This window comes from Vicinamibacteria bacterium (assembly GCA_035620555.1).
Taxonomy (GTDB): Bacteria; Acidobacteriota; Vicinamibacteria; order Marinacidobacterales; family SMYC01; genus DASPGQ01.
Map to the genome: position 1 here is coordinate 1 of DASPGQ010000114.1, position 14,069 is coordinate 14,069.

Sequence of the window (14,069 nt, forward strand, 5' to 3'; positions counted from 1 at the left end):
GCTCTCGTCGTCTACAACGCTGACGAGGTCCCGAGGCCTGCCATCGTTCCGGCGGGCGCGACTCTGACCGCCGAGGCATGTGGTGTCGGGAACGGGGCTCTCGACCCAGGGGAGATGGTCACCGTCGATCTCCCGCTCAGAAACGTGGGGCTACTCGATACCAACCAGCTCGTGGCGACGCTCGAAGCCTCGGGAGGTGTCACGTCACCGAGCGGACCGCAAAACTACGGTCAACTTCAGGTGGGCGCGCCACCGGTCTCGCGTTCCTTCTCTTTCGTTGCCGAGGGGGTATGCGGTGGCGAGGTGATCGCGACCCTGTCCCTCGATGACGGTGGTGTTGCCATCGGCCCGGTCCAGTTCGTTTTCGACCTGGGCTTGCAGGTTCCGTCCGGACTGGAGACCACACTGAGCAATACTGCCTTGATCGGCATCCCCATCGGTGGTCCGGCCGACCCATATCCGTCGACGATCGAGGTCTCGGGACTGACCGGTCGAGTGGGTAATGTCACGGTGACCCTCTCGGGCGTGAGCCATCCCTTCCCGGACGACATCGACGTCCTGCTGGTCGCGCCAGACGGACGCAGCGTGGTGCTCATGTCCGACGCCGGCGGAGGTTTCGCCCTTCAGAACGCCAACATCACCTTCGATGACGGTGCCGCAGCGGCCATTCCCGATGGAAGCGCCATCGTGACCGGCACTTATCGACCGGCGAACTATGAGGGACAGTCCGACGAGTTTCTCGCTCCCGCACCGTCGGGGCCTTACGGGAGCGCTCTCGCCGATCTGAGTGGCGCCGACCCGAACGGAACCTGGCGCCTATACATCATCGACGATTTCTTCCTCGATGGAGGCATCCTATCCGCCGGCTGGAGCTTGACGTTCGACCGGAACGTTCCTGTTTGCTGCGGGGGCATCCCGGGTTTCCAGGTGAGCCCCGGCGAGATCACGACGACCGAGGCTGGCGGTACGGCAACCTTCACCCTCGCCCTCTCGTCCATGCCGAGCGCGGAGGTGAGCATCGGACTCGCGAGCTCCGATCCCACCGAGGGGCTGGTGTCGCCCGTTGAGCTGGTTTTCGACCCGAACGACGCTCAGCTCCCCAAGATCGTCACGGTGACCGGCGTCGATGACACGCTCATCGACGGAGACGTAACCTTCACGATCGTTACGTCGCCTGCGGTGACTTCGGACAGCGATTACGCGGGGCTCGACCCTCCCGACATCTCGGTCGTGAATCTCAACGACGACTTCACGAGCATGACCATTGGCGACGTGGGTCTCGTCGAGGGAAACACCGGCACAACGAGCTTCGTATTCCCAGTCACGCTGACGGCCCCGTCCGAAGCGGAGGTGAGCGTCGGCTACGCCACCCAGGATGATACCGCCACTGCCGGGAGCGATTACCAGGCTATCAGCGGTACCTTGATCTTTCCGCCGGGAACCCTCGTCCGGATGATTCCGGTCTCGGTCACCGGCGATACCGCATTCGAGGGCGACGAACGTTTCTTCGTCGATCTTACGGGAGCCGTGGGCGCGGACATTTTGGACGGACGGGGTGTAGGAACGATTTTGAATGACGACGCTCCCACCCTCTCCGTGAGTGCCACATCAGTCGCCCTGGGCGGCTCGGTGCAGGTCACGCTGTCGGATGGGCCCGGTAACCGCACCGATTGGGTGGCCCTCGCCAAGGTGGGAAGCCCGCTGACGAGCTACTCGGACTGGCAATACCTGAATGGAACGCACTCCGTGCCCACGACGGGATTGACCTCTGCGGTGCTGACGTTCAACATGCCGCGGACACTGGGAGATTACGAGTTTCGGTTCTTCGCGAACAACGGCTACACCCTTCTGGCCACGAGTCCAGCCGTCTCGCTCAGGCCGCCCACTCTGACGTCGAGCGCGGCGTCGGTCGGGCCGGGTGGCTCGGTGCAGGTGAGCGTTGCCGAAGGTCCCGGTTACCGCGGGGACTGGGTGGCCCTCTCGGCGGTGGGGAGTCCTACGACGAGCTACCTCGACTGGAAGTATCTGAACGGGACTCGCTCCATGCCTGCCACTGGAGTGACTTCGGCGACGCTGACGTTCGTCATGCCCCAGCCACTCGGGAACTACGTGTTCCGATTCTTTGCCAACAATGGCAACACCCTTCTGGCCACGAGTCCTGTGGTGACGGTCGAGTTGCCCAGCACTCCGATCCTGGAAGTGGTACCAGCGAGCTTATCCTTTGGTACGGTGGCGACAAACTCGAGCGCCGAACAGGTCGTGACCGTGCGCAACATTGGAGCCGGGACGCTCGTTGGACAAGCCTCGGTGACCGGAGCGGGATTCAGCCTCGTGGGTAGCTCGAGCTACTCGCTCGGAGCCGGTGAGAGCGCTCCTCTGACCGTGCGTTTCGCGCCGTTGGTCGAAGGCGCGGCAATCGGAACGCTCAGCTTGACGGGCGCCGGGGGTGCGACGGTGCCCCTGGACGGCACGGGGGAGCAACCGTCGACCACACCGGTGCTCGAGGTCGATCCTTCGAGTCTATCCTTCGGAAGCGTCGGACTGGGCGCGAGCGCCGACCTTCCCATCACCGTGCGGAACGCGGGAGCCGGCGTTCTCACGGGAAACGCTAGTGTGACCGGTTCGGGGTTCCTGCTGGTCGGCGTTTCCAGCTACTCGCTCGGACCCGGCGAGGCGACGAGCGTGACGGTGCGTTTCACGCCGATGAGTGCCGGTGACGCGACCGGAACGTTGAGCTTGACGGGTGGCAACGGCGCCACGGTGCCCTTGAGCGGGTCGGGAACGCAGGGACCGAGCGTGGCAGTGAGCACTACGTCGGTCGCGTTGGGCGCGCCGGTGCAAGTCACGGTGTCGGAAGGACCCGGTAACCGCACCGATTGGGTGGCCCTCGCCAAGGTGGGAAGCCCGCTGTCGAGCTACTCGGACTGGCAGTACCTGAGCGGAACCCGCTCCGTGCCCGCGACGGGATTGACGTCCGCCGTGCTGACGTTCGTCATGCCGCGGACACTGGGAGATTACGAGTTTCGGTTCTTCGCGAACAACAGCTACACGCTTCTTGCCGCGAGTCCGGTTGTCTCGCTCCGGCCGCCCACTCTGACGTTGAGCACGACTTCGGTCGAGCCGGGTGGCTCGGTGCAGGTGAGTGTTGCCGAAGGTCCCGGCTACCGCGGCGACTGGGTGAGCCTGTCGTTAGTGGGTTCTGCTTCGACGAGCTACGTGGATTGGAAGTATCTGAGCGGAACTCGCTCCATGCCGGCCACCGGAGTAACGTCGGCGGTGCTGACGTTCGTCATGCCCCAGACGCCCGGAACCTATGAGTTCCGGTTCTTCGCCAATAACGGTTACACGCTGCTCGCCAAAAGCCCCGCGGTGGTGGTGAGCGTGGGGACGGACTGAGGGAGCGAGCGACAAACACAAGAAACCTCAGCGGGGTTTCGCGCGGGCTTTCGAAGCCTACTGGTGCCGAAGGGCGACCAGTGGGTCGACGCGGCTCGCGCGAATCGCCGGAAGCAGGCTCGCCACGAAAGCGACCGTTGCCAGAACGAGCGGAACGCCCGCGAACGTGAGCGGGTCTCGCGCGCTCCCGAACAGAAGCGTCGACACCAAGCTGGAGGCGCTGAGCGCGAGAACCAGTCCGATGACGCACCCCAGCCCGACGAGCGCCATCGCCTGCTTCATCACCATGCCCAGGACGTCTTTCTGAGCGGCGCCGAGCGCCATGCGTAGTCCGATCTCCTGATTGCGCTGGCTGACGTGATAGGCCATCACCCCGTAGAGCCCGATGGAGGCGAGGGCGAGAGCGAGAGCACCCATGCAGGCAAACAGGATGGCCCCGAGCTTCGGTGCCCAGAGCGACTGGTCGATCACTTCGGAAATGGTCCAGCTGTTCGTCACCGGAACGCGGCGATCCGCCTCCCGGAACCGCTCGCGCGCCAAAGCGAGGGCAGCGGACGGATCGCCCTCGGTGCGCAAATAAAGGACCATCGAGTCCGCGTAGCTTTGGCGCCGGGGGAGATACACCGCCGATTGCGGGTCCTCGCCGAGGGTCACGTACTTTGCGGTAGCCACGATGCCGACGACTTCGTGAAAGAAGTCATCGCCGTAGAAGCGAAATCGTTTTCCGATGGGCTCCGAATCGGGCCAGAAGTCTCGAGCCATCTGCTCGTTGACGATGGCGACCGGAGGCGAGTCTTCCCGGTCCACGGGCGTGAAGTCTCGGCCTCGGAGAAGGGGCGTCCCCGACGTTGCGAAGAAACCGTCATCCACCTGATTGGTGAGCACCAGGATCCCACTCTCGTCCTCGGGCTGCCCTTCGAGAAACACGCTCCGCTGGAATCCTCCGAAAAGCGGCAGATTGGTCGCCCAGGCGGCCGATGAAAGCCCAGGCTCGGCTCGAAGCCGGGTGAGGATGGCGTCGTAGAATGCGCGACCCTGAGGTGGATCGTACCCCGCTTGTCCCAGGTTCACCGTCATCACCGCCAGCTTCTCCGTCTCGAAGCCGGGATCGAGCCGATGCGCCGTCTCCAGGCTCCGCAAAAACAGCCCGGCCACGACGAGCGAGATGATGGACAGGGCGACTTGCGCGACGACGAGGCCGTTGCGAAGGCTGAATCGGCCACGCGCGCGGCCCGCGGTACGCGTCTCCTCTTTCAATGCGTCGACCACGGGTGCCCTCGACCCCTGGATCGCGGGGATGAGACCGAAGAGCACGCCGGTCAGGAGAGAAACGCCGAGCGTGAACAACAGGACCCGTCCGTCGAGCGCCAGCTCGACCACGTTCTGTGCGAGAAAAGGCGGGCGGGTGGACCAGATCAAGTCCTTCCCCCAGAAGGCGACGAGGAGCCCGAGCGCACCTCCCATCAGGCCGAGAATGAGGCTCTCCGACAAGAGCTGTCGCATGAGCCGCGATCGGCCGGCCCCCAGCGAAAGGCGGACGGCGATCTCCTTTCGCCGGCTCGAGGCTTGAGACAGCAGGAGATTGGCGACGTTGAAACAAGCGATTAGAAGCACCAGTCCCACGACGCTCATCAAGACGACGCCGCCTCCGACCAGCATGCCGCGAAACCCGGGGAAGATCGTCGCTTCGGTCAAAGGTCTAATCTCGATCGTTCGCCCTTTGTTGGGCTCGGGATATTCGGCTTCGAGCGATGCCGCGATCGTCTTCAAGTGCGCTTGAGCCTCCTCGGGCGTCGCCCCGGAGGGGAGGCGTCCGAAGACATTCAGTAACAGAGCTCGCCGGTCCTCGAACCATTCGTGGAACTGTGCGGGCAGCACCTCCCGGTACATCATCATCGGGACCCACACGTCCGGGCTGAACAACGCGTTCACCCCCTTGAAGCCCTCGGGCGCCACCCCCACGACGTCATAACTCACGCCGTTGATGGTAATGGTACGGTGAATCACCGAGGGGTCCTGCCCGAAACGTCTGGTCCAGAGGCCATAGCTCAGGACCGCCACGGGGCTCGCCCCCTCGACGCGATCCTCCTCGGGCAGGATGAAGCGGCCGATCGTCGGCTCGATGCTCAGGACCCGGAAATAGTTCCCGCTGACGATCTCCGTGAAAACCTGCTCGGGCTCCTCGCCCACGAGCATCGCCGTGGGAATCGGGAAGCCATAGGCGGCGAGAGCTTCGAAAGCTTCGTTCTGGTCGCGCAAGTCCTCGTAGTTCGGGAACGATACCTGGGTGAGACCGGCGGCGGCGTTGGCCTCGTCCTGGGTGAAGACGGCATAGAGCGACGAGGGGTCCTCGACCGGAAGAGGGTTCAAGAGGATCGTATTGACCAGTGTGAAGATGGTCGTGTTCGCGCCGATCCCCAGCGCGAGCGAAAGGACCGCCACCAAAGTGAACGCGGGCTTCTTCAGAAGCCCGCGCACGCTGAAGCGAATGTCTTGAAGGAGAGTCCCGATCAAATCAGGCGACTTCCACTTTTTCTTCGACGATCCGCCCGTCGAACAGCGACACCGTCCGTTCGGCGTACTGCGCGTAGCGCGGATCGTGGGTCACCATGCAGATGGTCGCACCGCCCTGATGGAGCTCGCGAAGGAGATCCATGACCGCTTCACCATTGGTCGAGTCGAGGTTACCCGTTGGCTCGTCGGCGAGGAGGATCGAAGGCTCGCCCACCACCGCCCGTGCCACGGCGACACGCTGCTGCTGACCACCCGAGAGCTGCGAAGGGAAATGTTTCATTCGATGCGCCATGCCGACTCTTTCGAGCGCATCATTCACCCGCTTCTTCCGCTCCGCCGACGGCATCCCGCGGTAAGTGAGAGGCAGCTCGACGTTCTCGTATACGTTGAGGTCGCCGATGAGATTGAACGCCTGGAAGATGAAGCCGACTTCACGGTTCCGGATCCGAGCCCGCTGCGAGAGGTTCAGATTCGCCACCGACTGGCCGTTCAAGATGTACGTGCCTTCGGTCGGTGTGTCCAAGAGCCCGAGAATGGAGAGCAAGGTCGACTTTCCGCAGCCCGAAGGCCCGTTGATCGAGACGTATTCTCCCTTGTTGATGTCGAGGTGGATGCCCGCGAGCGCGTGCGTCTCGACCTCGTCGGTGTAGAAGATCTTCGTCACTCCTTCGAGATGAATGAGGGCCGGGGACTCTTCTGCCATTTTTCGCTTCCTTCCTTGACTTGGTTATTAGTTCAATCGAATCCGATCGTAGGCGTCCCATGCCGAGGTGTCGGACAAGATGACTTCGTCTCCTTCAGTCAATCCGCCGATGACCTCGATGGTGTTTACCGAGCTTCTTCCCAGTCGAACTTGGGTGCGGACCGCGGTCTCTCCGTCGTCGAGCAGCTTGAAGAGGCCGATGGTGCTCTCTGCCTGGCCGTAGGCGGGACGGCCCACGTACAAAACGTCCGCCAGGCGTTCGAGCTCGATGGTTCCATCGACGCTCAAATCCGGACGAGCTCCCTTCGGAAGCTCGCCGACGAGCTGGACGTCGACGGTGACCGTGCCCTCTCGAACGGCGGGATCGATCCGCATGACCCGGCCCTCGATGAGCCCATTCCGGGTGTCGATGATCGCTTTCTGGTCGACCTCGATGTCCCGGGCCTGGGTCTCGGCGATACGAAGCTGCGCCTTGAGCTTGTCGGGCTGGGCCACGCGCGCGAGGTTGGCGCCCGGAGTGACCTCCTGGCCCACCTCGACGGCAAGCTCCTGCAGGACGCCCTCGATGCCCGCGCGCACCGTCAGGGCTTCTCTCTGGCTTCGCCGGAGCTCGTAGAGAGCGCGAAACTGCTCCACGGTCGCCCGTTTGGCGGCGAGCTGAGCCTCCACGGAAGCGCTGGCGATTTGAAGTCGCTGCTGTTCGAGCTCGTTGCGAGTCTCGAGCTCGTCCGCCCTGACCCGTGAACGCTTCTGAATGAGCTCGCCGATGAGTTTCTCGGCAAAGAGCCTTTCGTCGGCCTCGGCCTGGAGCCGGGCCTGGTTGTACTCCGAGGCGACGGTAGCGGCCCCAGCGCGCTGGTTCAGCAGCTGACTCTCGAGCCGAACCCTGAGGTCGGCGAGCTCCGCTTCCTGCGCCCGAAGCTGAAACTCGGCGTCGCGGAGCTCCTGCTCGAGCTCGGGGTTACTGAGCTCGAGAATCACCGTGTCCGTCTTGACCTCGGTGCCCGGGAGGAGCACCCTGCGGTCCACCCGTCCCCGCGTCCTCGCGGCGACCCACCGTATCGCCTCGGGCACCACGACGAGCGTTCCCGGACCGCGTACCTGGCGAATCATCTCGCCTCGCTCCACGACGTCCGTCCAAACCGTTGCGCGGTTGACACTGGGGGCAGCGGGCTCGAGGCGCGACAGTCCGAAGCTGATCGCGGCGATCCCAGCGAGAACTACGCCGGTGATGATGGCCGCCCGGATTCGCTTCTTTCTGACGACACCTTCCCGTTTTATGTCCAAGACCTACGAACCCCCTCTCTCGAATAACCTATGCGCAAACCGTGTGCCATTTGTTCCACAAAAACCGATTTCCTGCAAATAACCCCTTCTGAACGATTTGGCCGACCGGATGGCTCACGTTTCGCCCATAATTCGTGTTCGCTTTTGGGATCCTCGATCCCATTCGCGAACGGAGCGATAAACATCGGCCGTTGTATGATTTGCCGCCAATGACCGCCGCGATGCTCCCCGCTCCACCTGGACAAGGTCAGAATGAAGCCGCAACCCTCCTTCATATATAAGACGGGTTCTGGGGCGAACCGGTTGCTTTGCTGTCACGCGCCGACAGGCTCAGGCGTTTCGCTGGTCGAGATCGCGGCCCTCGTAGTAGCCCAGGTCGACGTTCTCGGAAGACTTTACGATGTGTGCGATTTGGCCGACGTGATACGAGAAGTGCTCCACGACATGCACCAGGGCCTGTAAGCCCGTCACGTCCTCGCCCTGGATTCGCCACTTGACCAGGAGGTGCTCTGGATCGAGTCCGTCGAGAACGGCGGCAGCCTCGTGGAGGGTCTTCTCCAGGCGCGCCATCACCACCGAGCCGGGAAGAGGGCCTCGCTCGGAGAACTCGCGAGAGCGGATGCGTTCATCTTTGGCGCCGCCGAGACCCGACACGACCCACTGCCGAAGGTTGCCCGTCAAGTGAAGCAGGAGATTCCCGACGCTGTTGGTGTTCTCGTTGGCACGGCGCCAGAGGTGCCCCGGGTCGAGCGTCGCGACCGCCTTCTGCAGACGAGGCCACGAGACTTCGAGGAGGTGGTGCCTGGCTTCGCGGATGAGCGCTTCACCGACCTGTCCCGACGGACTCGACAACACGCCCAAGGATAACTCAGTATGTTCCCTGTCCGATGGATCGGAAAGGAGCACTGATGGCATTAATGATTCTCTTAGTCGCGTCGGCGTTGTCGGCAGCCGCCCAACAGATCCAGGGAGCTTGGCGTCCGGAGGTCTACGTGCTCGAGGACGGAGCCGAGCTCACGGTCGAAGGCCGCATCTTCTTTACCGAGGCGGACTGGATGGTGCTCTTCTTCGTAACCGACGATGACGGCGAGCCGCGTCGCGGCTCGGCGGAAGGTGGCACGTACCGCCTCGAGGGGGATCGCCTCGAGTTCACCCACCACTACCACCTTTCGGCAGGAGAGGCTTTCGCGAGCCTCGCCGAGGCGCCGCTTCGAATGTCGATCGCCGGATCGAATGAGGCGGCGCGCGAACCCTGCCGCGTCGAGCTCGGGGAGGATGTGATGACGATCCATTTCCCCAGCGGAAACCGGATGCGATTCAGGCGATGACAGGGCGAACGTGGGAAGCGAAAAACCGCCTCCCTCGCCTCAAACGATATCCGCGAGACGCTGGCGGTCGAGAATTCGGATCCGACCGCGCGAAAGCGCCAAGATTTCATCTCGGCGAAGGCGATTGAGTATCGAGCACACGGTCTCGCGGCTGCTCCCGATGACGTTCGCGATCTCCGTCTGATTGAGGGGAAACCGCAGCTCGCCCGAGCGCGGGTCCGATTCGGTCAAAATGAGGTGTGCGAGCCTTTGTGGCACGGTCTCGAGCGCGAATCGAGCGGCTGTCAACTCCGCCTCGCGTTGCCGGGCATGCATCAGGCCGAGCAACCGGACGGCAAAGGGCGGATGATGTTCGATGGCTCGCTGTACGGCGGCGACCGGGATCGAAAAACATATCGAATCCTGGAGCGCCTGCACCTGGTTCGTGGCAACGATCGGCGCGGCGATGGCACCAAACAGATCTCCCGCTCCCACGAGCGAAAGGATGAGCTCCCTGCCGTCACGAGATTGCCGTACGCGTTTGAAGCTCCCCGATTCGACGACGAACAGACGGTCGACGCGCTCGCCTTCACCGAAGAGAATCTGCTGCCTTTCGGTGCGAACGTGAATGCCTCGCTTCAGCAGCTCGGCGGTCTCGGACGAAGGCAAACCCAAATTGAGCTGGCTCGGCATCGCCTTCGTCGATGTAGCGCCTTTGACGATCCCGCTACCAGGAATCTCGACGCCCGAGCTTTCTTGGTTCCCAACGAAGCTCGCCATCGACACACCTCCTCGTCTGGCTATAGAGTAGCGGGCCGGCGAGCCAGTGACTGTGAAGGGCTTAACGCTTCCATCTCCTGTATTGTGTGGGTCTCGCGGTCCTGGTATTCTCCGCATCCATGACCACGGCCGTTCGAATCGATCAACTCTGCATCAACACCATCCGCACGCTGGCCATCGATGCCGTGCAGAAGGCCGACTCGGGCCATCCCGGGCTGCCCCTGGGAGCCGCGCCGATGGGCTACGTTCTGTGGCAGAATCACATGCGGCACGACCCGGGAAGCCCCACGTGGCCCGACCGCGACCGTTTCGTGCTCTCCGCGGGGCATGGCTCCATGCTTCTCTACGCGCTTCTCTATCTCACGGGCTATGACCTGACGCTCGAGGATCTGAGAGACTTCCGGCAGTGGGGGAGTCGCACTCCCGGGCATCCCGAGTCGTTCGTGACGCCCGGAGTGGAGGCCACCACCGGACCGCTGGGCCAGGGATTCGGTAACGCGGTGGGAATGGCGATGGCCGAGCGCGCTCTCGCTCATCGTTTCAATCGTCCGGGTCACGTCGTCGTCGACCACCATACCTACGGTCTCGTTTCCGACGGTGACCTCATGGAAGGAGTGGCCGCCGAGGCGGCGTCCATCGCGGGACAGCTGAAGCTCGGCAAGATCGTCTTCCTCTACGACGCGAACGATGTCACGCTCGACGGACCGGCCTCGTGGAGCTTCTCGACCGAGGACGTGAAGAAGCGTTTCGAAGCCTACGGCTGGCAAGTGCTCGGGGTCGACGACGGAGATCACGACATCGACGCCATCGATTCCGCCATCGGGGAAGCTCGACAGGACACTTCGCGGCCTTCGCTCATCATCGTGCACACGACCATCGGTTACGGCTCGCCCGCCAAACAGGGAAAATCGGCGGCTCACGGAGCGCCGCTCGGCGTCGACGAGGTCGCGGCAACCAAGAAAGCGCTCGGCTGGGATCCGGGCAAGGAGTTCTACGTCCCCGACGACGTCATGGCGCACTTTCGTCTGGCTCGCGAGAACGGGGCTCGCTGGTCCGGTGAGTGGAACGATCGATTCGAGTCCTACCGGAGAGCGTTTCCGGATCTTGCCAGTGAATGGGAGAGGCGTTTTCGGCGCGAGCTGCCTTCCGGTTGGGACCAGGCAATTCCCACTTTCGAGCCGGGCAAGAAACTGGCCACCCGGGAGGCCTCGGGCAAGGTGCTGAATGCCATCGCCAAACGTGTCCCCGAGCTCATCGGGGGCGATGCCGATCTCTCGTCGTCCACCAAGACGGCGCTCGACGACGAGGGTTCCTTCGACGGGCAGACCGGCGCCGGGAGAAACATCCATTTTGGCGTTCGCGAGCACGCGATGGGCGCGATCGTGAACGGGTTCGCCTACCACGGTGGCCTTCGCCCTTACGCCTCGACGTTCTTCGTCTTCTCGGACTACATGCGCCCCGCGGTGCGACTGGCCGCGCTCAGCGGTCTACCTGCCATCTACGTGTGGACACACGATTCGGTGGGCGTCGGAGAGGACGGACCGACGCATCAGCCCGTCGAGCATCTGGCTTCGCTGAGAGCCATGCCGAACCTTCAGGTGATTCGCCCCGCGGACGGGAGCGAGACGAGTGAAGCGTGGCGATACGCCATGGAGAGAACCGAGGGTCCGACGGCTCTCGTGCTGACCCGGCAGAAAGTCACGGAAGCGGATCACCGCCGCCTGGGCGCGGCTTCGGGACTTCGACGAGGCGCCTACGTCCTTTCGAGTCCCGAGGGCGGCCCAGTCCAAGCCATCGTGATCGCCACGGGATCCGAGGTGGAAGTGGCGCTCGCGGCCGAGGCAGAACTTGCCCGAGAGGGCGTTCGCGTACGGATCGTCTCGATGCCGTGCTGGGAGCTCTTCGAAGCCGAGTCGGCGGATTATCGAGAGGAAGTCCTGCCGAGCTCAGTGACGGCGCGCGTCTCGGTGGAAGCGGGAGCTCGCTTCGGCTGGAGCCGCTTCGTCGGGCCGGACGGGATCGCAATCGGTATCGACCGATTCGGCGCCTCCGCTCCGGGGGAGACGAATCTTCAAAAGTTGGGTATCACGGCAGAGGCTGTCGTCCGCGCCGTAAAGAGCTTGCTCTAGCCTTTGCCTGCGGAAGCCGTCCTCGTGGTTTCCGATCTCAGGAAAGTGTACGGGGGCCGCGAGGCGGTGCGCGGAGTCTCGTTCACCGTTCATCGAGGCGAGATCTTCGGCGTTCTCGGTCCGAACGGGGCGGGGAAGACTACGACGCTCGGCATGACCGGCGGGGTGGTTCCAAAGTCCGGGGGAACCGTCGCTCTCGTAGGCGGCGCTCTCGGGCTCGTCCCGCAGAGGATCGCGCTCTATCCTCCGCTGACCGCCGAAGAGAACTTGCGCTTCTTCGGAGGAGTCTACGGGGTCACGGGCCATCGGCTCGAGCGGCGGGTGGACGAGCTGCTCGAGCTCGCCGGGCTCAGCGCCCGACGCCACGATCGGGTTGCGGTGTTCTCCGAGGGGATGAAACGCCGGCTCAATCTCGTCTGCGGCCTGGTGCACCAGCCTCAGGTGGTTCTTCTCGACGAGCCGACGGTTGGTATCGATCCTCAATCCCGCGAGCGCATCTACGAGACGATGCAAGGACTCGCTGCCGACGGGCTCGCGCTCGTGCTCAGCACGCATTATATGGACGAGGCGGAGCGTCTTTGCAGCCGCCTTGCCATCCTCGACGAGGGCGCCTGCGTGGCCGAGGGTACCGTGGAGCAGCTGGTCGAGGAGCTCGGCGGCGGGCGTACGATCGAGCTGGAGCTCGCCCGAGAGCCGAAAGAGAATCTCGCGGCCTCGTTGTCCGAATGGAATGCCGTACCGAACGGCGTGAGCTCGTACCGCATCCGAACCGCGGACGCGGAGAAAGTGCTTGCACTTCTGATCCCGCTCGTTGCCCAGGAAGCGAATGTCGTTCTTCAGCTTCGATTGTCCCGCCCGAACCTGGGCGACGTCTTCATGGAGCTCACGGGCAAGGAACTGCGCGATTGACTCTTGGCGGGTTCGAAAGCCTTCAGTCCTACAGTGTACTTGACAGAAGTATACTTCACTGAAGTACAGTTGGGTGATGCCGAGCGCTTTGAGGCCCATCGAGCTACACGTTCTTTTGGCCCTTGCCCACGAGCCAGCCCATGGCTATGCCCTGGTTCAACGGATCGAGCGGGATAGCGAGCACCGAATCCGTCCCCTGCCCGGGAATCTGTACTCCGTCATCCGTCGTCTCGTCGCGATGGGCTTTATCCGCGAAGGTAAGCGCCGCCGCGGCGACGATCCGAGACGCCGGTACTACGAGCTGACACCCGCTGGCCGGAGAGTTTTGCTCGGGGAAGCCAGACACCTCGAAGGACTCGTCGCTCGGTTGCGCTCGCGTCTGGTTGGCCCGTCGGAGAGCAAAGGAAGGGGTTAGGGGTTGCGCACCCGGATCTCTCTCGCCGAGCGCACCTATCGCCGGCTGGTGGGACTGTTCCCCGAAGCGATTCGTCGAGTCCACGGTGAGGAGATGGTCTCGCTGTTTCAGAAGCTCGGTCAGGATGCCCGGAATCAGGGCGTCCTGCACGGGTGGCGATTCTTGGCCCGTGCCTATTGGGATCTCGTCACCTCGGCCCTGAGGGCCCATTGCTTCGAGCAAGCTCCGAAGAGTCTTCGACATACGAGATTTGGATATCGGAGAAAAGAGAGGTCTACGATGACTTGGAAGCATGATGTGGCGGTTGCCATTCGTCTGCTCCCCAAGAACAAGGCTTTCGCCGGTTTCGCCGTGATCACGATGGCCCTCGGAATCGGCGCCAACACCGCGATCTTCAGCGCCGTCTATGGGGTCCTCTTGCGCCCGCTCGGAATCGAGGACCCTCCGTCGCTGGCCGTGGTTCGGCTGCACCGTCAAGGGAACGAGGAGGATGTCTCCGGAGTCTTCCCGGACTATTTGCGTGATCTGACCGACCGGGTCGAAAGCTCTTCCGCGGTCCAACGTCTCACGAGCTACATCTACGAATCCATTACGTTGACCCGCGATGGGGAGGTCGAGGAGATCGAAAC

General features: G+C 63.3%; 11 protein-coding genes. 5 read left to right on the forward strand and 6 right to left on the reverse strand.

What is annotated here, in order from left to right; all coding sequences use genetic code 11:
• The coding region (locus VEK15_04655) for a Calx-beta domain-containing protein (protein ID HXV59962.1) at nucleotides 1-3,396 on the forward strand (3,396 nt) is incomplete at its 5' end.
• A gap of 57 nt (nucleotides 3,397-3,453) precedes the next feature.
• Here the strand turns inward: VEK15_04655 and VEK15_04660 are convergent.
• From VEK15_04660 to VEK15_04675, 4 genes are all read right to left on the reverse strand, one after another.
• Nucleotides 3,454-5,910, reverse strand: a complete 2,457-nt coding sequence (locus tag VEK15_04660) for an ABC transporter permease (protein HXV59963.1) — start codon at nucleotides 5,908-5,910, stop codon at nucleotides 3,454-3,456.
• A gap of 1 nt (nucleotide 5,911) precedes the next feature.
• Nucleotides 5,912-6,613 (reverse strand): ABC transporter ATP-binding protein, encoded by a 702-nt coding sequence (locus VEK15_04665; GenBank protein ID HXV59964.1) that lies wholly within the window; start codon nucleotides 6,611-6,613, stop codon nucleotides 5,912-5,914.
• Between the two features lie 27 nt (nucleotides 6,614-6,640).
• Complete coding sequence (locus VEK15_04670) at nucleotides 6,641-7,900, reverse strand: efflux RND transporter periplasmic adaptor subunit (GenBank protein HXV59965.1); 1,260 nt, start codon at nucleotides 7,898-7,900, stop codon at nucleotides 6,641-6,643.
• Between the two features lie 330 nt (nucleotides 7,901-8,230).
• Entirely contained in the window at nucleotides 8,231-8,755 is a 525-nt protein-coding gene (locus VEK15_04675; GenBank protein HXV59966.1) for a DinB family protein, read from the reverse strand.
• Nucleotides 8,756-8,817: 62 nt separating this feature from the next.
• Between VEK15_04675 and VEK15_04680 the strand changes: the two genes are divergently transcribed.
• Nucleotides 8,818-9,228, forward strand: a complete 411-nt coding sequence (locus VEK15_04680) for a hypothetical protein (protein ID HXV59967.1) — start codon at nucleotides 8,818-8,820, stop codon at nucleotides 9,226-9,228.
• A 39-nt stretch (nucleotides 9,229-9,267) separates the two neighbouring features.
• On the opposite strand, the gene VEK15_04685 is transcribed toward VEK15_04680, so the two are convergent.
• Entirely contained in the window at nucleotides 9,268-9,987 is a 720-nt protein-coding gene (locus tag VEK15_04685) for a Crp/Fnr family transcriptional regulator (protein HXV59968.1), read from the reverse strand.
• A 119-nt stretch (nucleotides 9,988-10,106) separates the two neighbouring features.
• On the opposite strand from VEK15_04685, the gene tkt reads away from it, so the two are divergent.
• Nucleotides 10,107-12,116 (forward strand): transketolase, encoded by a 2,010-nt coding sequence (tkt, locus tag VEK15_04690; protein ID HXV59969.1) that lies wholly within the window; start codon nucleotides 10,107-10,109, stop codon nucleotides 12,114-12,116.
• Nucleotides 12,117-12,119: 3 nt separating this feature from the next.
• Nucleotides 12,120-13,025 carry an ABC transporter ATP-binding protein gene (locus tag VEK15_04695; protein HXV59970.1) on the forward strand — a complete coding sequence of 302 codons (906 nt, stop codon included), beginning with the start codon at nucleotides 12,120-12,122 and terminating at the stop codon, nucleotides 13,023-13,025.
• Nucleotides 13,026-13,128: 103 nt separating this feature from the next.
• Here the strand turns inward: VEK15_04695 and VEK15_04700 are convergent, their stop codons facing one another.
• The gene (locus tag VEK15_04700) at nucleotides 13,129-13,590 is read right to left on the reverse strand and encodes a hypothetical protein (GenBank protein ID HXV59971.1); all 462 of its coding nucleotides are present in this window, start codon (nucleotides 13,588-13,590) and stop codon (nucleotides 13,129-13,131) included.
• Between the two features lie 129 nt (nucleotides 13,591-13,719).
• On the opposite strand from VEK15_04700, the gene VEK15_04705 reads away from it, so the two are divergent.
• A partial coding sequence (locus VEK15_04705) for a hypothetical protein (protein HXV59972.1) occupies nucleotides 13,720-14,069 on the forward strand: 350 nt, incomplete at its 3' end.